This is a genomic window from Nitrosomonas sp. (assembly GCF_024282095.1).
In the GTDB taxonomy this organism is placed as follows: Bacteria; Pseudomonadota; Gammaproteobacteria; order Burkholderiales; family Nitrosomonadaceae; genus Nitrosomonas.
Map to the genome: position 1 here is coordinate 13,493 of NZ_JAMWZS010000013.1, position 25,317 is coordinate 38,809.

The following is a 25,317-nucleotide window of genomic DNA, read 5'->3' on the forward strand; positions in this document are numbered from 1 at the left end:
CAGCTTAGAGGTGCACAAAACTATGAGAATACAAAACATAATTATTTGTTTTTTTCTTGCTCTTGGTTTGCTTCTACCGGGTCTAGGCGTTGCTGATCGCATTAAGGATTTAGCATCCATTCAGGGAGTGCGCAATAATCAATTAATCGGGTATGGGTTGGTTGTGGGTTTGGATGGCAGTGGCGATATGACAACTCAAACACCATTTACAGTACAAAGTATCATCAGTATGTTGGGGCAGCTAGGTATTAACTTACCGCCTGGCACTAACTTGCAATTACGCAATGTCGCCGCTGTGATGGTGACAGCGACATTACCTGCATTTACCAAACCCGGTCAGCAAATTGATATCACAGTATCTTCCATGGGCAATGCGAAAAGTTTGCGTGGCGGCACACTGTTAATGACTCCTCTCAAAGGCATTGATAACCAGGTGTATGCAATGGCTCAGGGAAATATTCTAGTAGGGGGGATTGGTGCGGCTGCTGGAGGCAGCAGTGTGCAAGTTAACCATCTCAATGTTGGGCGTATCGCAGGTGGTGGTATTGTGGAGCGTGAGATCCCTACTGCAGTTGGGCAAGGTGATTATATTAACCTTGAACTCAATTCAGTTGATTTTACAACGGTTCATCGTATTGTTGGTGCAATTAATGGCATTTATCCTTCAGCTGCAACTGCTGTAGATGGCCGAGTGATCCAAGTAAGAGCGCCTGCTGATAATAGTCAACGTATTATGTTTATTTCCCAAATTGAGAGTTTGGATGTAACGCCCGCAAAGGCGCCTGCCAAGGTTATTGTTAATTCACGAACTGGTTCAGTCGTTATGAATCAAGCGGTAACGCTTGAAAGCAGTGCTGTTGCACATGGTAATTTATCAATAATTATCAATACGGAACCTGTAATCAGTCAACCTGGCCCATTTGCGCAACGGGGTGAGACAGTGGTTACGCAACGATCTCAAGTTGAAATACGTACTGAGGAGGGAAATTTAATGCTTTTGCCCAATGGTGCGGATCTTGGTGAAGTTGTGAAGGCATTGACGGCGATTGGTGCAACGACGCAGGATTTGCTGTCCATATTGCAGGCATTAAAAGCAGCGGGTTCATTGCGTGCCGATCTAGAGATTATTTAATAATATGGTGATATGAAGATATGATTATCTCACCCGATACTTCGAGTAAGCTTGCAATTGATGCCAAGAGCATAGATGACCTGCATTTAATGGCCAAGCAGCGTCCAGATGAAGCCTTACAAAAGGTAGCGCAACAGTTTGAATCATTGTTTATGAATATGTTGCTGAAAAGTATGCGCGAAGCGACTCCTAAAGACGGGTTGTTCGATAGTCAGCAAACTCAATTTTTTACGCAAATGTATGATCAACAATTGGCTCAACATATATCAACCAGAGGTATCGGGATTGCTGACATGATGGTGAAACAGTTAACTCGAACTAATAATTCAATAAATCCAGAAACTTCTATTAGCCAAACAGATGCTATTTTATCCACGATTAATTCCATCAGTCACTCCTCTTTAGTTAAGGATGGGCATCCAAATGACAAATCAGCACAGTTATGGCCAAATTCTCAAACTGCATCCAATGCAGGGGCTCCACTAGGAATAATAAATCCCCCTATTGGAGGATCTGCTGCGACTATCCAGTCAGAAACACAATTTAGAAAACCATCCAATCATTCAACGAGTTTCATCGATAAACTTTTGCCGCATGCAAAGGCTGTATCGCAATCAACCGGTATTCCTCCTCATTTCATGCTGGCACAGGCTGCTTTGGAGAGTGGGTGGGGAAAACATGAGATTCGTCATGCGGATAATAGCCCAAGTTATAATTTATTTGGTATCAAAGCAGGTGCAAGTTGGAAAGGAGATGTTGTTGAAACGGTAACTACCGAATACATTAATGGTGTACCACAGAAAATGGTCGAGAAGTTCCGTGCTTATAATTCGTATGCTGAAGGGTTTAATGATTATGCCAAATTACTACTGGATAATCCGCGCTATGCAAAAGTTTTGAAATCCGCCGATGCCGCAACGTTTGCAAATGGTTTGCAACGTGCTGGATATGCAACTGATCCATTGTATGCTGAAAAGTTAATTCGGATACTTAATAGTGAGGTATTGCAACGCCAAGAATTGATTTAATGTCTAGGAGCTTCATTAATTCTTTTGTCAATTGGCCGATATTATAAATATAAGCTTTTTATATAATTAAGAACTGAATTAAGATTATGGGAAATAGTATCCTTGATATTGGAATTAGTGGCTTATTGACTGCACAAAGCCAGTTGCAAACAACAAGTCATAATATCAGTAATGCCGACACACCTGGCTATAAGCGTCAGCAGGTTATTCTTAATACAAATATTCCACAATCATCAGGTGCTGGGTTTGTTGGGCGGGGTGTTCATTCAACTACGGTACAGCGTATTTACAGTCAGTTTCTTGTGAGTCAATCATTGCAAGTCCAAACACAAAGTCAATCATTGGATAGTAATTTTGCGCAAATAAAACAACTGGATAATATGTTTGCTGAAGCTACTTCCGGTCTTTCTCCAACACTGCAAAATTTTTTTAGTGCTATACAAGATGTAGCGACCAATCCTTCTGTAATTCCGTCACGTCAGGCTATGCTGAGTAATGCAGAAGCGCTGGTATCGCGTTTTCATAGTATGGATCAGCGAGTGTCCCAAATTAGAGACGGTGTAAATTCTCAGATTACCAGTAGCGTTACTGAAATAAATTCCCTGGCCGATCAAGTAGCTGAGATGAATCATCAGATTTTGTTAGCTGAAGGTGCCGCTGGTGGACAACCTGCTAATGATATGCTGGACCAAAGGGATGAGCTTGTTAATCAATTAAGTAAATTGATTAACACTGATACAGTAAGACAGAATGATGGTTCTATAAATGTTTATATCGGCAACGGTCAGGCATTGGTTGTGGGTTCTCAAACACTATCACTGCAAGCAATTCCATCCCCCGATGATCCGGAAAATTTAACAATTGGTTTAATGAGTGGCGGCAACACTATTCAATTACCCGAAAGCCAGATCACAGGCGGAGCTTTAGGTGGTCTTTTATCTTTTCGGAACGTTTCACTCGATAGTGCACAAAATGCACTGGGAAGAATAGCGATAACGTTAGCACAAACATTTAATGAGCAGCATCAGCTAGGGCTGGATCTTAATGGAAACATGGGGCAGGATTTCTTTATCGTGCCTCCACCCAAGGTGATTTCCGCCTCGACTAATGACTCGTCTTCGGCTATCGCTGTAGGAATTAGTGATTTTGGCGCTCTTACAACAAGCGATTATGAATTTTCTTATGATGGCACGAACTATACACTGACACGGTTATCAGACAATAGCTCAGTGAGTACATTGGCGGCTCCATCAGGCGCCACACCTCTGATACTTGACGGCGTATCTGTTACGGGAGCGACTATTCTTCCGAATGAAAGATTTCTAATTCAACCAACTATTGATGGCGCAAAGAATATAGCGGTAAATATTACTGATACAACTGAAATTGCAGCGGCGGGACCCAATCGCACCAGCGCGGCTTTGTCGAATACCGGTACTGGGACAATTAGTGCCGGAACTGTAAATTCACTACCACTTGACCCTAATCTTCAGCAACCGCTGACCATCACGTTCCATGCGCCATACGATGGGCAGTATGATGTGACAGGCACGGGTACTGGATTACCAGCTACCAATCAAGTTTATACCGCAGGAACTGATATTAGTTTTAATGGTTATACCTTTCAGATTGATGGTAATCCTGCCGCAGGTGATGTTTTTACAGTTACTCCTAATAATAGTGGGTCTGCTGATAATCGTAATGTGCTATTGCTGGGTATTTTGCAGACAACCAATACCTTGGAAAATGGTTCTGCAACATTTCAATCCGCTTACGGACAGCTTGTGAGTCAAATTGGTAATAAGACGCGCGAATTGGATGTAACCAGTAAAGCCCAAGCTAATTTGCTTGCGCAAACTGAAAAATCAATACAATCAATATCGGGTGTTAATCTGGATGAAGAGGCCGCTAATCTAATGCGTTTTCAACAGGCTTTTCAGGCTTCAAGTAAGGTCATTGAAATTAGTAATTCACTGTTTGACTCAATCCTTCGAATTGGTTGAGAAATTTAGATCAGAGGAAGTATTATGCGTATTAGTACAAATACAATTTATGAGACTGGGATTAACTTAATGCTTCAGCAGCAGGAGTCGTTAATTAAAACACAGCAACAGGTTTCTACCGGTAAACGCATCTTAACACCCTCAGACGATCCAATTGCTGCTGCACAAGTATTAAATATTACACAATCAGCATCGTTAAATAAGCAATACGCAGTGAATCGTGCCAGTGCAGATTCTTCATTGGTGTTAGAGGAAAATGTATTAGCAGAGGCAACATCACTTTTACATGCTATGAAAGAATCGGCACTAAGTGCCGGAAAAGTACTTACCGACGCTGATCGAAAGATGATTGCTGCAGAATTTCGTAGTCGATTAGATTCGCTTGTTAGTCTTGCCAATACGACGGATGAGAAAGGGCAGTTTTTGTTCTCAGGATATCAAGCAAATACGAAACCTTTTATTCAAACTGGATTAAACGTGCAGTATATGGGAGACCAGGGACAGAGATTGAATCAAGTGGGACCGACAAGCCAGCTTGCTGTTAGTGATTCCGGTACCGATATTTTTGATCGGATCAAAAGCGGCAATGGTGTTTTTACAACAGCAGCTGATCCATTGAATATGGGGGCAGGTGTTATTGATGTAGGGTCAGTTATTACACCGACCAGTCTTACCGGTAATAATTATGAAATAAGCTTCACAGTTACTGCAGGTGTAACAACTTATGATGTTGTTAATACAACTACAGGATTACCTGTTTCGGCAGCCAATCCCTATGTAAATAATAATACGATCAGTTTTGACGGGATGCAGTTGAATATTAAGGGGGCTCCTGCTAATGGAGACAAATTTACTGTTTCTCCAAGTAGTAATCAAAGTATTTTTAAAACAGTAGGGGATCTGATTACAGCACTGGAAACACCTTCCAATGGTCAGCCCGGTACCCGGCTCGAAAATAGTTTGAATACAGCACTACAAAATATGGATAACAGTCTGGAAAACATACTCACGAAACAATCCACTATTGGATCTCGGCGTATGGAAATTGAGTCGTTGGAAAATTTAGGCAGTGGTCAGGATATTCAATTTGAACAAATGCTTACGCAATTACAAGAAGTTGATCTTGCGAAAGCGATATCGGATTTGCAACGGCAACAACTATATCTGCAGGCTGCACAACAATCGTATATTAAAATTTCTGGCTTGAGCCTGTTTAATTTTATTTAACCGCTACGAGATACTACTTCTTTCGATAAAAATTAATTCCCTGATATCCTATATCGCGGCGAGCTTGATAATTATTGAAAGAAATACTCTCGATTAATTTGTAGGCATTTTGTTGCGCATTTTTAATACTCTCACCTAGCGCTGTTATACATAAAACACGCCCCCCGGCAGTTATAAATTCCTTGCCACCATCCCCCCCCATAGCGGTTCCGGAATGAAAAATGTGGAAACTGTCTGTATTATTTTGCTCAACAATCAAGTTGGACAAACCATGGATGACATCATTCTTTCTCGGATTCTCAGGGTACCCGTGTGCTGCCATCACAACGCCCAGCGCAGCACGTCGATCCCATTCAACATCCACTTTATCCAGTGTCCCATTCACGGCATGTTCGACTAATGTCAGAAGATCACTTTTTAAGCGCAACATAATGGGTTGAGTTTCCGGATCTCCTAATCGGCAGTTAAATTCCAATACTTTTGCCTGATTTTCTGCAGTAATCATTAACCCTGCATAGAGAAAACCACTATAACTAATCCCCTCTTGTTTCATTCCTGTGATGACTGGATGGATAATATCTCGAATGATTTTTGCATGCAGGCTTGGGGAAATAAATGGCGTGGGTGAATAGGCACCCATCCCACCTGTATTGGGGCCTGATTCACCGTCGTACAGACGTTTATGATCTTGACTAGTTGCTAGAGGCAAAATGTGTTGACCATCAGTCATCACAATAAAGCTAACCTCTATTCCTTGCAGAAATTCTTCAATAACAATTTCACTGCCAGCATTACCCAGATTTTTTTCAACGAGTATGGCATTGACCGCAGAATGTGCTTGTTCATTGGTTTGAGCAACCACCACGCCCTTTCCCGCCGCGAGGCCGTCCGCTTTAACTACCAGAGGCGCAGATTTTTGATCAATATATTGATGTGCCAGCACAGGGTCTGTAAAACTTGCATAAGCTGCGGTAGGAATATGATGCCGCTGCATAAATTCCTTGGCAAAGATTTTTGAAGTTTCAAGTTGCGCTGCTTGCTGTGTCGGGCCAAAAATTTTAAGATCAGCGGCTTGGAAGGCATCAACGATACCTGCCGCAAGTGGAATCTCCGGGCCGACTATCGTAATTGCGATATGTTCTTTTTTTGCAAATTCGACTAATTCAGGGATCAACGTAATCGGAGCATTCTCAAGCTTGCGTTCTAATGCGGTACCCGCATTGCCTGGTGCCACGAATACTTTATGTACCCGGGGGGATAGGCTTAATTTCCATGCCAATGCATGCTCTCTGCCGCCGCCGCCAATGACCAGTAGTTTCATAATATCCTGAGATTATCTAGTGTCTGAAATGGCGGATGCCGGTGAACACCATTGCAACACCTTGTTCATCGGCGGCAGCAATGACTTCGTTGTCACGAATGCTACCACCGGGTTGAATGATTGCAGTTGCGCCCGCTTGCACCACGACATCCAATCCGTCCCGGAAGGGGAAAAATGCATCCGATGCAACTACCGACCCTGTCAGCGTGAGACCTGCTTGCTGCGCTTTTATCGATGCAATACGCGCACTATCAACGCGGCTCATCTGGCCGGCACCGATGCCGACGGTTTGGCCATTGTTACAAAATACAATCGCATTCGATTTAACAAATTTCGCAACCCGCCATGCAAACAGTAAATCTTCCAACTGTTGCGATGTGGGTTTTACTTTTGTAACGATTTGCAGGTCTGAAACCGTGATGTTCTGGGTATCGGGTGTCTGTACAAGCACGCCACCACCGATACGTTTTAAGTCGTAACGATGAAATCCGTGCTGTAAAGGCAGAATCAATACGCGAATATTGTTCTTTTGTGCCAGAAGATGCTGCGCTTCTTGGGTAATTTCCGGTGCGATGATTACTTCAACAAATTGTTTCAAGACGGTTTCCGCAGTATCTTTATCTACAGTTCGGTTAAATGCAATAATGCCGCCAAAAGCAGACGTTGGATCCGTTGCAAACGCCAGTTGATACGCACGTAGTGTGGTTCCGGCAATGGCTATCCCGCAAGGGTTGGCATGCTTAACAATCACGCAGGCCGGATGATCAAAAGTTTTGACACATTCCCAGGCAGCATCGGTATCAGCGATGTTATTGTAGGACAATTCCTTGCCCTGTAATTGTTGGTAGTTCGCTAAACTGCCCGGAGTAACGGTTTCGTCCCGATAAAAAGCAGCTTTCTGGTGCGGGTTTTCGCCATAGCGCAAATGCTGTGCAATATTGAAATTCAGATTGAGTGAATCGGGGAAATCTTTACACTGATAACTCGTATCAAGGGAAGTTAAATAGTTGCTGATGGCACTGTCATAAGAGGCCGTGTGCGTAAAAGCTTTTTGCGCCAATTTGAAGCGCGTGGCCAGACTGATAACACCATGATTCACGCCCAATTCTTCACTGAGCAACGAATAATCTTGAGGATCCGTGACGATGGTTACTTTGCGGTAATTTTTAGCCGCTGCACGCACCATGGTCGGGCCGCCAACATCGATGTTCTCAATAGCTTCATCCAGACTGCAGTGTTGTTTTGCAATTGCTTCCCGGAATGGATACAGATTGACAATGACTAACTCGATATTCGGAATGGCTGCATGATTAAGCGCTTCCTGATGATCCGGTAAATCGTCGCACGCGAGTATGCCGGCATGAATTTTGGGGTGGAGCGTTTTTACCCGGCCATCCAGCATCTCCGGAAAGCCAGTGTAGTCGCTGACCTCGGTAACAGCTATTCCGGCATCATGCAATAATTTGGCAGTGCCGCCTGTTGATAGGATAGTTATGCCGTACTGGATTAATGTTTGCGCTAAATCAATTATTCCGGTTTTGTCTGAGACACTGATGAGTGCATATTTAATGGTCATTTAATTTGGTATTGTTTCATTTTTTGACGTAGTGTGTTGCGATTAATTCCAAGTAATTCAGCAGCTTGGGTTTGATTGCCTTTGGTGTGTTGTATTGCAATTTCAATCAGAGGTTTTTCAACACTATTGATTACCATGCTGTATAGATGCCCTGGCTTCTCCCCGTCCAGGTCATTGAGATAGCCACCAATAGCCTTGCGGATACAGGATACAATCTCATTCTCCTTCGTTGCATTCATAAACTGACGTCTCCCCATTATTGATATAACTCAATCTTTGATTTGCTTCAGCTGATTTCGAGAAAAAGATATTTGTCTCTGATAGTTGCTGTTCACTGGTCTGTAATTGATTCATTGCGTGACGAAAACCGGCAGAACCAACCAAGCCTTTGGTATACCAGGAAATATGTTTGCGTGCGATACGAACACCGGAGTATTCACCATAGAAATCATATAGATCATGTAAATGATTAATGAGTACCTGATGTATTTCGGTGACTTCAGGTGGTTGTAGATGTTGGCCTGTTGTCAGATAGTGGTTTATCTCGCGAAAAATCCACGGACGTCCTTGCGCAGCCCGGCCTATCATAATGGCATCGGCCTTGGTATAAGCGAGGATATGCTTTGCTTTTTCAGGGGTAGTGATGTCGCCATTTGCAATGACAGGAATCTTAACCGCCGCTTTGACCGCAGCGATTGTGTCATATTCTGCCTCACCCATATAGGCACAGGCACGTGTGCGACCATGAATAGCCAGTGCTTGGATACCGGCGTTTTCTGCAATATGTGCAACGGATAACGCATTTTTATGCTGCTTATCCCAGCCTGTGCGAATCTTGAGTGTTACCGGAATATCGACAGCCTTCACCACAGCATCGAGAATTTTTCCAACCAAATTTTCATTTTGTAGCAAGGCGGAGCCTGCCATGACATTGCATATCTTTTTTGCCGGACAGCCCATATTGATATCAATGATTTGAGCCCCATTCTCAACATTATAGCGTGCTGCAGCGGCGAGCATGTCAGGATCGGCACCTGCGATCTGAACGGAAATTGGAGAAACTTCACCTTCGTGATTGGCTCTGCGTTCAGTCTTTTTTGAACCCCACAACAAGGAATTACTCGATACCATTTCAGAAACCGCCATGCCGGCACCCATGAGCTTGCATAATTGCCGGAATGGTCGGTCGGTAACGCCGGCCATTGGAGCGACAATGAGCTTGTTTCTTAAAATATGTGGGCCGATTTGCATGTGGGAATGCTTGTGAGTCAATGAATGAAGTATTTCTATTTAATAAAATTCAGTATCTTCATGTACTTAAGAAGATAAATAATAACTCGGTTAGCACTAAAGCAATATGGGTAAGATTTTTACAATTGCTTTGTTGCCAATTATAACTTTTGTCCGATCGGATTGGGCAACTATGATCTGAAATTATCCTCTTGCGCCAAATATCATGCGACGTGCAACAAATCGTTTAAGTGGTGGCATGCAGTCCAGTGTACTTAATCCTAATCCGCAGGCTTGTCTTAGCATTTTGCTTTCATTAGAAAAAAGCTTGACCAGCGAGTCTGTGAAAATTCTGCCGGCACTACTATCCATTTGCCTGCTTTGACGGTATCTCGACAGCATGGTCGATGCGCCGATTTCATTGCGTGTGTTTTTTGTAGTGATAACTTCATTGGCTAATTCGTAAGCATCTCTCAATCCCAGATTAAACCCTTGTCCGGCAACCGGATGCAGTGTTTGCGCAGCATTCCCGATTAACGCAATTCTTTGTGTTGTAATCGGTGTCGCATATTTAAGGGTGAGTGGAAATGCAGATCGCTTGCCTGCCTCGATGAATTTTCCGAGCCTATCACCAAAATGCTGGTGCAATCGAGTTAAAAATGCCGCATCATTCAGTGCAGTGATTTCTTTGGCTGTTTCGGGAGCGACAGTCCAAACTAAGGCAAAATCTTCCTGATGTGGAAGCAAGGCGACGGGGCCGTCATTGGTAAAACGTTCATACGCAACACCTGTTTGTTTTTTCTCAGCTTTAACATTGGCGACCACTGCCCACTGTTGATAATCATGGGTTTGATACGTGATATCAGGGAGTTGCTTGGCAAGCTGGCCGCCGTCAGCGAGAACGAGCAGTTTCGCGGTAACTTTTTCTTCTTTGCCTTGGTAATCGAAATATACCGTACCGGAGCTTTCATGAGTTTCCAACCGGGTAACGGTTGCGCCAGCAATATAATCCGCTTTGTTTGCAGTTAATTTTTTATGCATTGATCGGAAAAGATCATGATAATTCACTACAAATCCCAGCGTGGGTACACCGGCATCATGCGGCGTTAAGATAGTCTGACCGAAATTGCCGCGATTGGAGACATGAATCGTAGTAATTGGCGTATTTTGTGTCAACTTGTTCCATACGCCTAAGCGGTGCAAAATTAAATGACTGCCATGTGACAAGGCCAATGGGCGCGGATCTTCAACTTTTTCGGGTAGACCGCGAGCCTCAAGTAAGAAGCTGGAAATACCGGTGTCGTGTAGCGCAAGCGCCAATGCCATGCCTACAGGGCCGCCTCCGATGATAATAATGTCATATTGCTCAGCAGCCATATGATTTTCTTTGGAATTTTTTCACAGGGACACGGGATTAAATGTTGGTTCGGTTTATCAGCAAAGCTACTCGGGTTTTGTGATTCATTTTCATTCATGCATAGGCCAAAACCGCGATTCGACCAAATTGATTTCGCATGATTAAGCATAGCATAGCGCTTACAGTCATGGAATAAGTCGATTGACTATCGATAATGATATGCGGTTAGGAAAATGGCATAATTGCATCATCTTGCGTGTAAGCGCTGAGAAAGCAAAATTATTTTAAATGCTGTGCATATGTTGGTCTGGGTGGTTATTAAAGCTATAATGATTTGTATTATATAGGAATTTTTGCATGACGAGTGTATTAAATAATAAATGGACAAGATGTTTATTTTGTTTATTGGCTTTTGCTGTTACCGATGCCTGGTCCATGAAGATTGAAACAGAGCTTGTGAATGCGGCGGACAAAGGTAATTTTCCCCTGGTAAAAAAAATACTGGATACTCAGCAAATTGAGCAACAAGAATTGAATACTGCTTTTTGGGCGGCTATCAAAAAAGGAAATGCCGCGATCGTTGAGCGATTTTTGCAAGCAGGCGTGGATGTAAATCTAAGAGGAGAAGATCGCTATACTCCGTTGATGCAGGCCGCTCGCGACGGCCGTGATCAAGTTGTGGAAATGTTACTGACTGCCGGTGCGGACGTTAACGCCGTTTCCGAAGACAATGATACGGCGCTGATTCTGGCATCCGAGAAGGACAGGAGAAAGGTTATTCCATTATTATTAGCTGCCAATGCGGACATCAACGCGAAAAGAAGCAATGGCATGACCGCGCTCTTGATTGCTGCGCAAGAGGGATACCAACAGACAATCCAAATCTTGATCAAGGCACATGCTGATGTCAATTATCAATTGGAAAATGGCGCGACAGCATTGATGCTGGCTGCGCAACACGGTCATCTGGGTGCGGTTTATTCGCTCATTGCCGCCAATGCGGACCTGAATCTGAAAGCAAGCAATGGTATGACAGCCATACAGTTTGCTAATCTTTATCGTTATAAAGAAGTGATTGAATTGTTGAAGAAAGCTGGTGCGAGATAGCAAAATAACGAACGGCTTTCATCAAGTTACAGTATCCTACGGAGCTGTATCGTTAAACTAACAAAGGAAATAAGGAAAATTGCACATGAATGCTTTCACTGTTTTATTGCTTTCTACAGCATTGTTGTTACTAATCAGTTGCGGTGAACAACCACCAAGTGATAAATCAGAGGCTAGCACTTCGTCAGAGGTTATGGCCGAAGTGACCAAGCTGGGTGAGATTCCATCAACGATCAGCGAAGGCCTGACACCTGAAGAAAAAGCTGAGCTAAAGGAACAGATTCTGCCCTCAGGGGTGGGTGATGTTGAAGCGGCGGAGAAAAAATTCAAAGCGCTATTGGAGGATGCAAAAGCGGGGGATCCTGCTGCGCAGAATGGCTTGGGTGTTATGTATTATACCGGTGAAGCCATTTCAAAGACTGCTTCGGGTCAAGTACTCAATAATGACCCGGAATTAGCGGCAGGCTGGTTCTTCCGTGCAGCCGAGCAAGGATTTTCAGATGCTCAGTTTAATCTGGGATTAATGTATGCCAATGGCGAAGGTGTGGAAAAAGATATGACACAGGCTGTTGAGTTATTTAAGAAAGCTGCGGAACAGGGGCACGTGGACGCGCAAAACAATCTGGGTGCACTGTACTTTACCGGCGAAGGCGTAGAAAGAGACGAGAAAAAAGCGATTGGATGGTTTGAGAAAGCTGCAGCTCAAGGAAACGAAGATGCACAAGCCAACCTCGATGCAATCAGAGCAGCTGGAAAGTAAAGCCGGCGAGCCTGAGGCTGCAATGCTGGAAATAATTCGACTTCCCGGCGCGGCACAGTGTCATCAGATTTTTTATCCTATGCTTTCTTCGTTACATTCGACTGAAAATCGATAACCCGTTCCCCGCACTGTTTGTACCAGATTCTCCTTGCCGACGGACTCAAGAATCTTTCGTAGTCTGCGAATGTGGACATCAACGGTGCGGTCCTCGATAAATACATGATCACCCCACACGCGATCCAACAGTTGCGCGCGCGTGTGTACGCGTTCCTTATACGCCATCAGAAAGTGTAACAGGCGGAATTCAGTAGGCCCCAAACTGACTTCCGTTGGCCTTGATGGCTCATCATTGCTACAGACATGCACTCTGTGCGTGGTTGGATCAAGCCTTAATCCACCCAGTTCAATAATTTCATCCGACATTTCCGGCAAGCGCCGACGCAATACCGCTTTAATCCGGGCAATGAGCTCACGCGGCGAGAAAGGCTTGGTAATATAATCATCTGCACCGGCCTCCAGTCCTGCGATTTTGTCATTTTCCTGAATGCGGGCAGTCAGCATGATAATCGGAATGGCCTTAGTACGCTCTTCCCGTCGTAATCGTCGCGCAAATTCCAAGCCCGTGACATCCGGTAACATCCAATCCAGTAATACGAGATCAGGAAGCACGTTGTCGATCAATAATTTTGCTTGTTCCGCGCTATCAGCGCATAACACCATATGGCCTGCTTTTTTTAAATTGAGGGCGATCAATTCTTGAATTGCAGGCTCATCTTCAACAACGAGTATTGTTACAGCCATATTTATATTAAATGTAATTAGGAGTTGTTGAGATAATATAAATAAAGCGTTACATTTTTATGACAGCCTGATGAAAATAAGAATTTTATTAAATGATGGCTATCAAATAGTCTGATTTACCGGCTAATTTCTTGCCAAAGACCGATCAATTCTCCGACCAGAACTTTCACAGCGTCATATCCAGAATAAAAATCAACGTGACGTACCTCGGCGTGAAATAGGGCCGCAGGATACGAATCTGTTTGAAGACTGTCACGTTCAATGACATCGAACTGTCATGAAAATGCAATATTCAACTTGTAGTATGCACAAGCATTGTTGATGAGGAATTTATGCGCAACCATTTTTCGAAAAAAATAATTTCATGTGCCGGATTGGCGCTGCTGTTTTCCGCTTCTGCGGCGATGGGAAGCAGTCTGGAGAATTTAGCGAAGTCGTTGGCTAAGATTCGCGGTGAAGTCGAGACACTGCAGACACAACTGGATCTTGAAAAGGAAAAGCATGGCAGTCGGATGTCCGCACTGAATTCGCAATTGGCGGATTTGAGCGTGGAAGAAAGAAGGCAAAAGCTGAGTATCGAGAAGTTGCAGCATTCCATTGACAAGATGACCGAGAGTGCAAAAAAAACCGAGCAATCAGGCGAGACCCTGAAGCCTGTCCTGTTAGCGGTGCTGGCTGATTATAGACGCCATATTCAAACAGGTTTTCCATTCAAGATGGAAGACCGTATCAAGGCGATTAATAATCTCGAAACTAACATTACCAATCAACTGATTGATCCCAATAAAGCGGTTAATCAAGCATGGTCATTGATTGAAGATGAAATTCGGTTAGGCAAGGAAAATGGCATTTACCAGCAAACCATATTGCTGGATGGAGAAAGCGTGCTGGTGGATATTGCCAAGCTGGGCACGGTATTTCTTTTTTTTCAAACCCGGGATAACCGGGGGGGAATGGCCAGACGATCAGCAGAAAGTGGTTGGAAATTTGAGACCGTTGATAACGCAGGTGATCTGGAGCGCATCAGAAATTTATTTGATTCGTTGAAGAAACAGATACGCCAAGGTTATTTTGAATTACCTAATCCATTGAGAAAATGAGAAAAATAGTATTGATTGCGTTAGTGCTGATGGTGATCGCCAGTTCAGCTTATGCCAAAGAGAATAAATCAGCGGTTAGTGCCGAGGACGTATCCGCATCAGCGCCGGAAGGTAAATCTGAAGCTGCATCACCTAAGAAGCAAGGTGCACCCAAGCAGGAAGCCGTTAGCCTGGAAACCGCCTATAAACGCGAGTACGCATTCCTGGAAGCACAGAAACGGGAATTGACCGAACGGCTGAGAGGTTATCAATCCAGTGCAAACCGCGAAGAACAGGCACTCAACAGCAAGATTAATGCGCTTGAACGCAGCTCCGTTGAGCGTTCGACGAAAATTGATCAACTGACTGCGCAGCTAACCGAAGTTGAACGCAAAGAGGCCGCCGTTACCGAGCGCAGTGATGCACTGGAGACCACATACCTACAGGCAGAGGCGACCCTGAAGAATCATGGTATCGAAATGCCTGCGTCCATGAAGGAAACCAAAGGCAATGACCCGGATAAAGTGGGTTATTTGTTTAAACAAGCGCTTGCTTTATCGCAGGGACTCGGTGCTATTCAGACAAAACCGGGAAATTTCTTCCTGGAAAATGGTAAGCAAACGCAAGGAACACTAATTCAGCTGGGCAATATCGCAGCGTATGGTGTCAGTAGCGAAGGTGGTGGCAGTTTGGTGCCTGCGGGCGGCGGTGATTTCAAGATATGGAAAGGTTCCGGTGCGGAAAGTGCCGCTGCGTTGAGCAAAAACCAGCAACCTGACATTTTGCAGTTGTATTTGTTTGAGTCACGGACAAATGCCATCGAAGAAACGCCCGAGAAAACCATCATCGGTATTATTGATTCAGGTGGCCCGATTGGCTGGGTCATCGTGATACTGGGCGGCGTTGCAGTCTTTCTTATCCTGATTCGGTCTTATTTATTGCGCGCCAATAGCGCCAATACGAAACAACTCTCTGATCAGATCATGCAGCAATTGGCTTGCGGCGATCTGGAAGTCGCTAAAAAAAGCTGCGCAGACAATTCATCCGCTATCGGGCGTGTTTTGCACTATACCTTGCGTCATTTGAAAGATGATCGGGATCATATGGAAGGCATCGTGTACGAGGCGATTCTGCAAGAATCCGGTCCGCTGGATCGGTTTGGCCCGGCCATTCTGGTCATTGCTTCGATAGCGCCTCTCCTGGGTTTGCTGGGAACGGTAACCGGGATGATTGAAACGTTTGACATGATCACCGAGTTTGGTACCGGCGATCCGAAATTACTGTCCGAAGGTATTGCCATTGCACTGGTGACTACCGAACTGGGCTTGATTGTTGCCATTCCGACGTTGCTGCTGGGTTCCTTGCTATCTTCCTGGGCGAGAAATATCAAGCGTGACATGGAACATGCAGCACTCAGAATCATTAATGTTTTTTTGGGTGGCGGGCTTGATCTGGAAGAAGCGGCTGGCCCTGCTGTGAATGAAAGTACCCTGGTTGTCGCATAACTCTTGAAATGAATTTGTCTGAATTGATTATTTTGATTAAGGAGTTGTTTGTTGCCGGTGGAATTGTCATGCCGCCGTTGGTGCTCTGTGTCTTGTTACTGTGGTACGGATTGGGGTGTCGATTCTGGATCATGAAAGCGCCCAAATTGATGGGGGTGCGCGACATGTTGAAATATTATCAGACACACGATGACAATCCGACCGGAAATATTGTGGCACAAGCGATCAAACAAGGTATCGCGCTAAAGAAGAAAGGTGTCAGAAATCTGCGGCGCCACCTGGACGCGGCTTTTTATGAGTATGAAAGGGAAATCGGGAAATTTTCTGTTCTGGTGCGCGTGGTGATCCTGATTTCTCCATTGTTGGGCTTATTGGGTACGGTGATTGGCATGATTGAAACATTCGATTCCTTGGCGACGATGACATTGCATTCCCAATCCGGCGGCATTGCCGGCGGCATTTCACAGGCCTTGTTTACTACGCAGATGGGACTGACCGTCGCGATTCCGGGTTTGTTGGCGCATAGCATCCTGAACCGGAAACAACATCAGATCGAACAGGATCTTGCCCAAGTCAAGGACCTGTTGTGCCATCATCAAACGCTGAGCCATCACGCCACCCAAACGAAGAGTTACTCACAATGAGAAATCACGAACCTGCTGAAGCCGAAGCCACCATCGATATGGCGCCATTGATTGATATCGTTTTCATCTTGTTGATTTTCTTCATGGTGACGACGACTTTTGTCAAAGATATGAAACTGGAGCTGGAACGGCCTAAAGCCAGTAGTTCTGTCGCGGCATCGAGTAAGGCCATCCGCCTGTTTATCGACCGCAACGGCGATACCTATGTGGATGGTGAACCGGTGCGGCTATGGCTGATACAGAGCAAGTTACGTGATTTGTTGAGTACTTCTGCCAGCAAAGTGATTCTGGTGGTAACGGATGAAGGTGTGCCAGCGGGCAAGCTGGTTGAAGTAGTCGATCAGGCACGCCTGGCGGGAGCCGAGAGCGTGGGTGTAGCAACTAAAAAAGAAGCGGGGTAAGGAAAAATGGCAACGATGAAATTGCAGCAGCACTTGGCAGGCGCGGTATCCATGCTATTCGGACTGATATTGGTTTTCGGTCTGATCGTGATAATGAATCATTATATGGGGAAGATTGAAAAGACGCCTCCTCAGGAAGTCACAGAAATCAGTATGACCAGGGAGATCAAACAGGAACCCAAAAAAGAAATCAAGAAAGTAGAGCCGAAAAAACAAGCGACCCGGCCGCAAACCCCTGCGCCTTTTAAAGGACTGGATACCGCGTTGTCCGGTATTGACTTGGGATTGCTGGGCTTGGATAACGGGCAGGGCGGGGGGCTGGATGACAACTTATTAGGTAAAACCGGTAATGTCGTCATGACGGCGGATCTGGTCGATGTTCCGCCCAAACCGATCACACGCGGCGCTTTTAAATATCCGCCAGCAGCTAAAAAGAATGGCGTCAAGGGTTATGTCGTTTTGTCGGTACTGGTTGAAACGGATGGTTCGGTGCATCAGGTACAAGTGCTCGAATCCAGTCCATCAGGGATTTTTGATGCGGCTGCTTTACAGGGTATCCGATCATGGCATTTCGAGCCGGCAAAATATAAGGGAGATACTGTCAAAGTATGGGCAAAACAAAAGATTCGATTTGATCTTTCCTGATGTTCTCGCTGAATACTTAATTTCGATGAATAAAATGAAATTCCCGATAACCAGGCAGATTCATTACCTCATTGCTGCCATTATCCTGGGATATTACAGCAACCCAGTGTGGGCAGCCGAGAACAAAATTCAGCCGACGGATTTTCTCGAATTGGCTGCCGTCATGTTGAAAGACGGCCATAACGATCGTGCTCTATTGGCATTACAAAGCGTCGATCTGGAAAACAAGAAAACAGATCTGGCCAGATTTTATACCTTGCAGGGCTTGGCCTATCTGGGTTTGAACGACCTTGAAGCGGCCAAGGACAGTTTGCAGCAAGCGATCAAGAATGGACAAAAAGACCAGGCAATTTATATCTATTTGGCGCAAATCCATTTCGGACTTAAAGATTATCAGCGGACTATTGATGCGATTGGTAAGGCAGGTGAACAGGCCAATAAAGATGCCACTTTGATAAGTTTAAAAGCGGAATCTTACTGGCATTTGAAACAAACCGAGGCCGCCATCAATGCATTGAATGATGGACAGAGGATTTTCCCGGCAGACTTCCGCTTTCTCAAGCGTAAGGTTTTTTATTTTGTCGAGCTTGGGCTTTACCAGGAAGCGGTTCGGTTGGGCAGGCAATATTTGCAGCGATCCAAAGCTGCGGCCGCCGATTATATTGCGTTGGGAAATGCATTGCGGCTCAGTAAAGAATATCAGGAAGCGCTGAGTATTCTGGAAATTGCGCGTTTGCAATTTCCTCACGATGAAATGGTTGCCAAGCTGCTGGCACATACCTATCTGGATCAAGGGAAACTCAATTCCGCGGCATTTATTCTTGAGCAGGCGGCACTGCAGAATCCAAGTTTGCAAGCCGAAGCGGCGGAAATCTACCGGCGCGCGGGACGATTTCATAAAGCATTGACGTTGAATGAAAGCATCAGCGATCAGAAAGTAAAACTGAAGCAGCGATTATCCATTTTGCTGGCATTAAAGCAGTATGAGCGTGCGGCCAATATGGAATCCGGCTTGTATCGCAACGGATTACTGGAAGATCAGGATGTCCGTTACGCACTGGCGTATGCGTTGTTTTCAAGCCGCCGTTTTTCCGAAGCCAATAAGCATTTGGATCATTTGACAAGTGCCGAGCTTTTCAGAAAAGGCACCGAATTGCGGCGTTTGATGGAGGTTTGTAAAAGCGAGCCATGGCAATGTACTTAATACGATCACTGCAGCCGCTTGTAAATTCTGGCCCGCAAGTACTATCCGTTGTATTTCTCTCTATGCCGCCCTAACGCCTTACTCAAGAAAGACACTTTCCTTAACTGATAACTAAAAATTTATCTTCACGAGCAATTGGATTGCGGGTGAAGAGGGGGCTTGATACGCCGAATGAGCACTGAATCTAACAAATCTTTCTGGTCTTGTGGTTTGCCGGGCATTGAAACGTATGTCTTTGCTGTATTGGTTCTTGTAGTTACTGTCCTGATAAGTCCATCTGCTTGGGGAGAAACTGAAAAGGCTGAATTTTCCCTGCATTTGTTTCAAAATGGCCTGCCGATAGCCAATGCCGAATTGCTCATCAGCAGCGAGTCTTTTGATAAATCCAGCGCGAAGCTGATTTTTGAGGCGATACCTGCTACGTATACTTGGAAGGTCGGAGATGCGCCGCTTAAAACCAACGAAAATGGTAGTTTGGCTGGTAAATTACCTCCCGGGCTTTACCAGTTCACGATCAAAGCAGGCGCTCGGGAATTCACCTTTGATTTGCCGCTGCGCTCTGCAGAGAATGCGCAAATTCTGGTTACTTTTTATGCCAGTAAGAAGAAGCCGCTGCTCAATATTGAGAGTTCCGTCGCAGGCACCATGGCAGGCACGGATAAGGCTCCAGCGGCTACGCAAGATCAGGGCGATGGAATTCTCACGGTGCAGGTTTTATCTGCGGAAACCGGAAAGCCCGTTAAGGATGTGCAGGTTTTTTTAAGCGGTTCAAAACAGAAATTAAGAACGGATGAACAAGGGAAAGTAACGGCAACGGTGCCTGCCGGCAGTTACAGTGTGTCGTTGTTGCACAGCGCTTACAGCAGCCAAACGCAGGACGAAGTGAGCATTAAGGACGCACAGACGACCGATCTCAATTTTAAATTGACACCAGCCGGTGTTGAATTGGCAGAGTATGTGGTATTGGAACCTCATCTTGCGGGGACTGTTGCATCGATCATCGAAGAACAGCGCACCGCGACATCCGTTGCAACGGTTATCGGTGCCGAGCAATTCAGCCGGGCAGGTGACAGCGATGCCGCCAGCGCGTTACGCAGAGCTTCCGGATTAACGCTGGTGGGTGGTCAATTCATTTTTATCCGCGGTTTGGGTGAGCGATTTTCAACCACCCTGGTGAATGGCGCGGCAGTACCCAGTCCGGATCCAACGCGGCGTGTTGTGCCGATGGATCTTTTTCCGACCAATATTCTGGAAAGCGTGATGGTGCAAAAAACCTATTCGCCAGATCGCCCTGCGGAGTTTGCAGGGGGTACGGTGGAACTGCGCACGCGCGGTATTCCCGATGCATTTTTCTTCAATTTAAATTTGCAAACGGGTATGAATGATAATACGACTTTTCAGGATGGTTTGACATACAAAGGCGGAGGAGCCGATTTTACCAGTTACGACGATGGCGCACGCGCCATGCCTGATTCGCTTGCCGATGCAACCAAAAATGGAAATCTGCAACCAGCCTCCGCTTTTAATCCGAATGGCGTGACACCCGGGCAACTCGAAAAACTGGGAGAGAACTTATCGGGGACATGGGATGTAAACAGAAATAAGCGCGGACCTGATACCGGTTTTCAGACTTCGATGGGAGATAGCTTTACTTTTGGTGACTTCAGGGTGGGCTATATTGCTGCGGCGGGTTGGAAACAGGAATTCAGGAAGCAAAATGAGCTCAATCGTGAATTTGCTTCTTCGAGGTTGATAGAGACTCAGAATTTGGATGTGCAACGATCGCTGCGGGAGGTCGCGGTAACCGGCTATGCAGCAACAGAGCTGGAATATAAGGACACTCACCGGTTATTTGCCAAGACCATGTTTTTGCGCCAGTCAGTCGATGAAGCGCGGATTTCTCAAGGGTTTGTTGATTCCGAAACAACGGATGTTCGCAGGACGCGACTGAGGTTTTTCTCTAATCAATTATTGATGAATCAATTTGGCGGTGAACATCGATTTGACTGGTTGAAAGATTTTTCTATCAATTGGTTATATACCGATGCCACGGCCAACCGGGATGAGCCTAAAACGCGGGATTATCGCTACGATACGAGTCCAACAACGGGTAATTATATTTTTTCTCAAAGAGCGGATAGTAATGTGACCACATTTGCTGATTTGGTCGACAAGGACCAGAGCTGGCGGGTGGATGGAAAATTGCCGCTGCAACTGACACCCCATCATAAATTGACGTTGAGTAGTGGATTGATTACTCAGAGTAAAAGCCGGGATGCAAGCGCACGACGGTTCAGTTACTTTCGATTTGGCCCCGATGCATCGAATACTGCCATTACTTCACAATCATCGCTTGAAAATATTTTGCAGCCGCAGTATATCGGTGCCAATGGATTCCAGCTTCGTGATGTGACGCGCTTGAGCGATCAATATACCGCTTCGCAGAATTTGTTGGCTTACTATGGCAAGCTGGATTTAATGTCCTATGAAAGAGTTAATATTACGGGCGGTTTACGCTGGGAAGACAATGATCAGAGAGTGAATACATTTTTGAGAGGCCTGCCTACAACAGCGCGATTGGATCGAATTGATATGCTACCGTCGGTAGTGGCCACTGTTTTTCTTACGGATAAACAGCAATTGCGGGCAGGTTTCAGTCAAACATTATCACGGCCTGATTTCAGGGAATTGTCGTCAGCTCCCTTTTTTGATATGAATACTAATCAGGAAACCGTTGGTAATCCCCAACTGAAACAAACAGCGATTACCAATTGGGATTTACGCTGGGAATATTACTTATCGCCGACAGAAAATATTTTCGCCGGTTTTTTCTGGAAAGATTTAACCAGCCCCATTGAATTGGTTGCTCAACCAGGTACCGGAGCTTTAAATACCTATCAGAATGCGGAAAAAGCAAACGTGTATGGATTTGAATGGGAGGTATTGAAGAAATTGGATTTTGTACATCCGCTGTTGCAGAATTTTTATGTGGGCGGTAACTACACGTGGTCTTTATCGAATGCTCAGTTAAGTGCGCAGAATCTGATTGCTCAGACAACGAACAATAGATCATTGCAAGGACATTCTGAACATATCGTCAATTTTCAGATCGGGTATGACAATCCAAAATGGAAAACACAAGCAACACTGCTATACAATGTTTCCAGCAAGCGTATCATGGCTGCCGGTGTATTGACCGCGCCGGATAAGTATGAACAACCTGTGCATCAACTGGATTTTGTGTTCAGCCAGAATTTATATCGAGGGCTATCCATGCAGGCTTCCATGCAAAATTTACTGGATGATGACATACGCATTACACAAGGTGATGAAATTACGCGCCAGTTCCGCCGCGGGCGCTTTTTTAATCTGAGTGTGCGTCTGGCGTATTGATATTACTAAAAACTAGAATCGATAACCCAAACGCCCACCCAGAGTATCCATGCCTTCGTTGGCAGCGGCGAAGTAGGCGTTGGAGACATGATCAAAGAATATCGATAATGAACCTTTGGCGTTGAAACGGTAGCCTATTTCAACAGGAATATGAAATAAAACTCGCGATCCAAGTGCTTTGCGGTCACTATGGTGCAGATGAAGTTTTCCATCGTGAATGGCTCCACCTAAGCCAATACCTGAAAATAGTCCGCTGCTATGTTCATACTGCCAGCGCATGCCTGTATAAAGCTTGGAAGTATCTCCAACTGTATTGACTGAACCGCCCAGCGCAGGACGAATGGTGCCACCGAGAAATTGGATATGTGGTGAGAAAATGGTTTCCAAATTAAGATCAACACCACTTTCACGACGAAAGTTACTCCATAAACCACCTGTGTCGTGATGAAGCACCCCAAATTTGATTTCATGTAACCAAGCCGTCATCTTGCGCTCTTCTGCAAAGACATGGGAAGAGCCGATGCTGCCTATAAGGAAAAGTAAACAACTGGCAATGGCTTTATCTAGTAACTGATCCTTTTGCTTTAAATTCATGTCATTCATTTCAGAGCGTATCCGATTGGCTTTACTGATCACGCTAAATTGCAAGTTATCTCATTGAAAAATAACGACACGAGTATACAACCAAATTTTTTTCGTGTTCAGCATGCATTAATTTTCTGTAGATTATAGTTGCAATCGTCAATTGGACGTAGCTGATTAAAAGAATCAGGAAAGGATCTGATCATGAAAAAACTATTCATTCTTATGATTGCAATCATGTTGCTTTGTGGCTTCCGTGCACCCAATGGTAATATTATTTCCAAAGGGGATTTGTCGGATAAGTTGCTGATTAATTTAGGCGAGCCCAATGTGCGGACTGATCTGGGGCTTGTCCAAACCCGCGCATTTGGCGGCGTTTTCTATATTAAACGGGAAGTGTGGATCTATCGAATTGATCAGTACAACTATCGCTTCATTATTCAAAATGGTCAAATTGTTGATGAGCATTGGACGCGGTTTTAATGGATCAAAGCTTCCCATGGCGAGAGATCGACATGGTTGATTTCCAGGACTTCCCGTCAGATCCATCTGTAATTTGAGAATCGATTATTCATCGATAAGTCATTCAAGTTATTGTTGATTCTTCTTTAATATGAAATTACATGTAAATGTAATATTCCCGTCATGTTCACCTGTTAGATTGGCTTACCCTAAATAAAAATCGGAGGTGGGCTTATTATGTATCAATTAAAAAATATAAAAGAACAATTACTAACAACATCAGCAATTCTATTAAGCAGCGTTGCATTTAATGCGCATGCAACCGCAACGTATGATCCTGTAACTAATACAGTAAATCTTCCCGTCGTTGAAGTGTTGAGCGGCGGATCTTCAGCATTTTATAACGCACAATTACAGCTTGTTGGCAATGAATTACAACTGGTTTCCGCTAATCCGATTGCTGCTGTAACAGGGCAACGTAATGTGTTTGATTCGGATACGAATTCAGTGCATGTGGCTTCAGTAACGGTGGGTGCTGACAGCTATTATGCCAAATTGAAATTGGTGCCTGGCTCTGATCCACTGCGTTTTACCATCGATCAGTTGGTCAATAACGCATTTACCGGTTGCCCAAGCTTTGCACAACCGGGAGCCTCAGCGAATTCCTGTGTTTTGAGTGGCACGATTACTTCGGATGTTACCTTGACAAAGAACATTGAATGGGTACTACAGGGCAATGTTTTTGTGGGTGCTGATAATGCTCAAAGCGCTACGCTTACCATTAATCCTGGAACTAAAATCGTTGGTGTGGGTGGCCAGGGGGATCAAGCAGCTTTTCTGTGGATCAGACGTGGTTCAAAGATCATGGCTGAAGGAACACCGGACAATCCAGTCGTCATGACTGGCCCCACTGAGGCATCGGCTGGCGAATGGGGCGGTTTGCTGATTTCCGGCAATGCACCGGTGAACGGATGTAATGAAGGCGTGCCTGTCTGTGAAGTTCCTTTTGAGGCTTTCGTCAGTGAAATCTACGGTGGTAACAATCCGGCTGATAACAGTGGCGTGCTTAAATATACACAAATTCGGTTTGCCGGAAGTGCCGTGCGTCAGGATGAAGAGCTCAATGGTCTGACACTCAATGGTGTGGGTTCAGGAACGATTATTGACTATGTGCAAGTTCACGAAGGTTTGGATGACGGTGTCGAAGTCTTTGGCGGTACGGTAAAGATGAAGCATCTGGTGCTCACGAACATTCAGGATGACTCTCTGGATTGGACCAATGGCTGGCAAGGTCGTGTGCAATTTGCTCTGATCAAACAAGCGGCTACCATTGGTGATCGCGGCATTGAGGCTGACAACAATGAGAGAAATCATGACAGCATTCCACGTGCTCAACCGATTCTGTCCAATTTGACCATTATTGGCCGTACCGGTGATTCAGCAACACAAGGTGTGTTATTGCGCCGTGGAACAGGTGCGAATATTTGGAATTCCGTCATTACCGGTGCTCCAACTTGCTTGATGATCGATGGCGAAAGAACTTTTGCGAATGCGGGTGCACCAGGTAGCTTGACAGGTGGATTAACCATGCAAAATTCGTTTGTCAATTGTGCTGCCAATTTTGCCGATGGCGAGGGTGCTACGTTTACCACATCGGATTGGTTCTTGTCGCAATCTGAAAATCAGGAAGGTGATCCTCTGTTGAGCGGTTACTTGCCGGCAACCGGATCACCGCTGACACTGGGTGGTGCTGCTGTAAACGACGCCTTCTTTGCTGTCGTGGATTATGCTGGCGCATTTAAAGATGCGAACGATGATTGGACCCGGGAATGGACTTTCAACTTTAATTAATCCTTGTTG

The 25,317-nt window shown here is 45.0% G+C and carries 22 protein-coding genes; 15 read left to right on the forward strand and 7 right to left on the reverse strand.

Annotated features, from left to right (window positions below):
- Positions 1–22 precede the first annotated feature (22 nt).
- From Q0K92_RS05635 to flgL, 4 genes are all read left to right on the forward strand, one after another.
- Positions 23–1,132: a flagellar basal body P-ring protein FlgI gene (locus Q0K92_RS05635; protein ID WP_297324831.1), complete on the forward strand. Its 1,110-nt coding sequence runs from the start codon at positions 23–25 to the stop codon at positions 1,130–1,132.
- 20 nt (positions 1,133–1,152) lie between these two features.
- Complete coding sequence (flgJ, locus tag Q0K92_RS05640) at positions 1,153–2,160, forward strand: flagellar assembly peptidoglycan hydrolase FlgJ (RefSeq protein WP_297324832.1); 1,008 nt, start codon at positions 1,153–1,155, stop codon at positions 2,158–2,160.
- An 86-nt stretch (positions 2,161–2,246) separates the two neighbouring features.
- Entirely contained in the window at positions 2,247–4,163 is a 1,917-nt protein-coding gene (gene flgK, locus Q0K92_RS05645; protein WP_297324833.1) for a flagellar hook-associated protein FlgK, read from the forward strand.
- A gap of 24 nt (positions 4,164–4,187) precedes the next feature.
- Positions 4,188–5,390, forward strand: coding sequence for a flagellar hook-associated protein FlgL (flgL, locus tag Q0K92_RS05650; protein WP_297324834.1), 1,203 nt, complete (start codon positions 4,188–4,190; stop codon positions 5,388–5,390).
- A gap of 13 nt (positions 5,391–5,403) precedes the next feature.
- Here flgL and purD read toward each other — a convergent pair whose 3' ends face one another.
- From purD to Q0K92_RS05675, 5 genes are all read right to left on the reverse strand, one after another.
- Positions 5,404–6,711: a phosphoribosylamine--glycine ligase gene (purD, locus tag Q0K92_RS05655; protein WP_297324835.1), complete on the reverse strand. Its 1,308-nt coding sequence runs from the start codon at positions 6,709–6,711 to the stop codon at positions 5,404–5,406.
- 16 nt (positions 6,712–6,727) lie between these two features.
- Positions 6,728–8,287: a bifunctional phosphoribosylaminoimidazolecarboxamide formyltransferase/IMP cyclohydrolase gene (purH, locus tag Q0K92_RS05660; protein WP_297324836.1), complete on the reverse strand. Its 1,560-nt coding sequence runs from the start codon at positions 8,285–8,287 to the stop codon at positions 6,728–6,730.
- Positions 8,284–8,526, reverse strand: a complete 243-nt coding sequence (locus tag Q0K92_RS05665) for a helix-turn-helix domain-containing protein (RefSeq protein ID WP_297324837.1) — start codon at positions 8,524–8,526, stop codon at positions 8,284–8,286. The genes purH and Q0K92_RS05665 overlap by 4 nt, the downstream gene beginning before the upstream one ends.
- Positions 8,504–9,538 (reverse strand): tRNA dihydrouridine synthase DusB, encoded by a 1,035-nt coding sequence (gene dusB, locus Q0K92_RS05670; protein ID WP_297324838.1) that lies wholly within the window; start codon positions 9,536–9,538, stop codon positions 8,504–8,506. Before dusB ends, Q0K92_RS05665 begins: the two co-directional genes overlap by 23 nt.
- A gap of 183 nt (positions 9,539–9,721) precedes the next feature.
- Positions 9,722–10,894 carry an FAD-dependent monooxygenase gene (locus tag Q0K92_RS05675; protein ID WP_297324839.1) on the reverse strand — a complete coding sequence of 391 codons (1,173 nt, stop codon included), beginning with the start codon at positions 10,892–10,894 and terminating at the stop codon, positions 9,722–9,724.
- A gap of 337 nt (positions 10,895–11,231) precedes the next feature.
- On the opposite strand from Q0K92_RS05675, the gene Q0K92_RS05680 reads away from it, so the two are divergent.
- Both Q0K92_RS05680 and Q0K92_RS05685 read left to right on the forward strand, forming a co-directional pair.
- Positions 11,232–11,981 (forward strand): ankyrin repeat domain-containing protein, encoded by a 750-nt coding sequence (locus Q0K92_RS05680; protein WP_297324840.1) that lies wholly within the window; start codon positions 11,232–11,234, stop codon positions 11,979–11,981.
- An 85-nt stretch (positions 11,982–12,066) separates the two neighbouring features.
- Positions 12,067–12,741 (forward strand): tetratricopeptide repeat protein, encoded by a 675-nt coding sequence (locus Q0K92_RS05685; protein ID WP_297324841.1) that lies wholly within the window; start codon positions 12,067–12,069, stop codon positions 12,739–12,741.
- Between the two features lie 72 nt (positions 12,742–12,813).
- Here Q0K92_RS05685 and phoB read toward each other — a convergent pair whose 3' ends face one another.
- On the reverse strand, positions 12,814–13,542 hold the full coding sequence (gene phoB / locus Q0K92_RS05690) for a phosphate regulon transcriptional regulator PhoB (RefSeq protein WP_297324842.1): 729 nt from the start codon (positions 13,540–13,542) through the stop codon (positions 12,814–12,816).
- A gap of 332 nt (positions 13,543–13,874) precedes the next feature.
- Here phoB and Q0K92_RS05695 point away from each other — a divergent pair, with 332 nt between their 5' ends.
- The 7 genes from Q0K92_RS05695 (at position 13,875) to Q0K92_RS05725 (ending at position 22,413) form a co-directional block, all read left to right on the forward strand.
- Positions 13,875–14,642: a DUF3450 domain-containing protein gene (locus Q0K92_RS05695; protein ID WP_297324843.1), complete on the forward strand. Its 768-nt coding sequence runs from the start codon at positions 13,875–13,877 to the stop codon at positions 14,640–14,642.
- Positions 14,639–16,126: a MotA/TolQ/ExbB proton channel family protein gene (locus Q0K92_RS05700; protein WP_297324844.1), complete on the forward strand. Its 1,488-nt coding sequence runs from the start codon at positions 14,639–14,641 to the stop codon at positions 16,124–16,126. Before Q0K92_RS05695 ends, Q0K92_RS05700 begins: the two co-directional genes overlap by 4 nt.
- Positions 16,127–16,134: 8 nt before the next feature.
- A complete protein-coding gene (locus Q0K92_RS05705) occupies positions 16,135–16,770 on the forward strand; it encodes a MotA/TolQ/ExbB proton channel family protein (RefSeq protein ID WP_297324845.1) in 636 nt (211 codons plus the stop codon).
- On the forward strand, positions 16,767–17,171 hold the full coding sequence (locus tag Q0K92_RS05710; protein ID WP_297324846.1) for a biopolymer transporter ExbD: 405 nt from the start codon (positions 16,767–16,769) through the stop codon (positions 17,169–17,171). The genes Q0K92_RS05705 and Q0K92_RS05710 overlap by 4 nt, the downstream gene beginning before the upstream one ends.
- A gap of 6 nt (positions 17,172–17,177) precedes the next feature.
- Positions 17,178–17,816, forward strand: coding sequence for an energy transducer TonB (locus tag Q0K92_RS05715; protein ID WP_297324847.1), 639 nt, complete (start codon positions 17,178–17,180; stop codon positions 17,814–17,816).
- A 25-nt stretch (positions 17,817–17,841) separates the two neighbouring features.
- Positions 17,842–19,020, forward strand: coding sequence for a tetratricopeptide repeat protein (locus Q0K92_RS05720; RefSeq protein WP_297324848.1), 1,179 nt, complete (start codon positions 17,842–17,844; stop codon positions 19,018–19,020).
- Between the two features lie 171 nt (positions 19,021–19,191).
- Positions 19,192–22,413: a carboxypeptidase regulatory-like domain-containing protein gene (locus Q0K92_RS05725; RefSeq protein WP_297324849.1), complete on the forward strand. Its 3,222-nt coding sequence runs from the start codon at positions 19,192–19,194 to the stop codon at positions 22,411–22,413.
- Between the two features lie 12 nt (positions 22,414–22,425).
- On the opposite strand, the gene Q0K92_RS05730 is transcribed toward Q0K92_RS05725, so the two are convergent.
- Positions 22,426–23,016 carry an acyloxyacyl hydrolase gene (locus Q0K92_RS05730; protein WP_297324850.1) on the reverse strand — a complete coding sequence of 197 codons (591 nt, stop codon included), beginning with the start codon at positions 23,014–23,016 and terminating at the stop codon, positions 22,426–22,428.
- A 183-nt stretch (positions 23,017–23,199) separates the two neighbouring features.
- On the opposite strand from Q0K92_RS05730, the gene Q0K92_RS05735 reads away from it, so the two are divergent.
- Positions 23,200–23,478, forward strand: coding sequence for a hypothetical protein (locus Q0K92_RS05735; RefSeq protein WP_297324851.1), 279 nt, complete (start codon positions 23,200–23,202; stop codon positions 23,476–23,478).
- 216 nt (positions 23,479–23,694) lie between these two features.
- Positions 23,695–25,308 carry a hypothetical protein gene (locus tag Q0K92_RS05740; protein WP_297324852.1) on the forward strand — a complete coding sequence of 538 codons (1,614 nt, stop codon included), beginning with the start codon at positions 23,695–23,697 and terminating at the stop codon, positions 25,306–25,308.
- Positions 25,309–25,317: the final 9 nt, after the last annotated feature.

Coding starts and splice junctions, on each gene's coding strand:
- Q0K92_RS05735 (WP_297324851.1), top strand. CDS start 23,200: ATGAAAAAACTATTCATTCTTATGATTGCAATCATGTTGCTTTGTGGC.
- Q0K92_RS05730 (WP_297324850.1), bottom strand. CDS start 23,016: ATGAATGACATGAATTTAAAGCAAAAGGATCAGTTACTAGATAAAGCC.
- Q0K92_RS05665 (WP_297324837.1), bottom strand. CDS start 8,526: ATGAATGCAACGAAGGAGAATGAGATTGTATCCTGTATCCGCAAGGCT.
- Q0K92_RS05635 (WP_297324831.1), top strand. CDS start 23: ATGAGAATACAAAACATAATTATTTGTTTTTTTCTTGCTCTTGGTTTG.
- Q0K92_RS05685 (WP_297324841.1), top strand. CDS start 12,067: ATGAATGCTTTCACTGTTTTATTGCTTTCTACAGCATTGTTGTTACTA.
- Q0K92_RS05705 (WP_297324845.1), top strand. CDS start 16,135: ATGAATTTGTCTGAATTGATTATTTTGATTAAGGAGTTGTTTGTTGCC.
- flgL (WP_297324834.1), top strand. CDS start 4,188: ATGCGTATTAGTACAAATACAATTTATGAGACTGGGATTAACTTAATG.
- dusB (WP_297324838.1), bottom strand. CDS start 9,538: ATGCAAATCGGCCCACATATTTTAAGAAACAAGCTCATTGTCGCTCCA.
- flgK (WP_297324833.1), top strand. CDS start 2,247: ATGGGAAATAGTATCCTTGATATTGGAATTAGTGGCTTATTGACTGCA.
- purD (WP_297324835.1), bottom strand. CDS start 6,711: ATGAAACTACTGGTCATTGGCGGCGGCGGCAGAGAGCATGCATTGGCA.
- Q0K92_RS05675 (WP_297324839.1), bottom strand. CDS start 10,894: ATGGCTGCTGAGCAATATGACATTATTATCATCGGAGGCGGCCCTGTA.
- Q0K92_RS05710 (WP_297324846.1), top strand. CDS start 16,767: ATGAGAAATCACGAACCTGCTGAAGCCGAAGCCACCATCGATATGGCG.
- Q0K92_RS05740 (WP_297324852.1), top strand. CDS start 23,695: ATGTATCAATTAAAAAATATAAAAGAACAATTACTAACAACATCAGCA.
- Q0K92_RS05720 (WP_297324848.1), top strand. CDS start 17,842: ATGAATAAAATGAAATTCCCGATAACCAGGCAGATTCATTACCTCATT.
- Q0K92_RS05725 (WP_297324849.1), top strand. CDS start 19,192: ATGAGCACTGAATCTAACAAATCTTTCTGGTCTTGTGGTTTGCCGGGC.
- Q0K92_RS05715 (WP_297324847.1), top strand. CDS start 17,178: ATGGCAACGATGAAATTGCAGCAGCACTTGGCAGGCGCGGTATCCATG.
- flgJ (WP_297324832.1), top strand. CDS start 1,153: ATGATTATCTCACCCGATACTTCGAGTAAGCTTGCAATTGATGCCAAG.
- Q0K92_RS05680 (WP_297324840.1), top strand. CDS start 11,232: ATGACGAGTGTATTAAATAATAAATGGACAAGATGTTTATTTTGTTTA.
- phoB (WP_297324842.1), bottom strand. CDS start 13,542: ATGGCTGTAACAATACTCGTTGTTGAAGATGAGCCTGCAATTCAAGAA.
- Q0K92_RS05700 (WP_297324844.1), top strand. CDS start 14,639: ATGAGAAAAATAGTATTGATTGCGTTAGTGCTGATGGTGATCGCCAGT.
- purH (WP_297324836.1), bottom strand. CDS start 8,287: ATGACCATTAAATATGCACTCATCAGTGTCTCAGACAAAACCGGAATA.
- Q0K92_RS05695 (WP_297324843.1), top strand. CDS start 13,875: ATGCGCAACCATTTTTCGAAAAAAATAATTTCATGTGCCGGATTGGCG.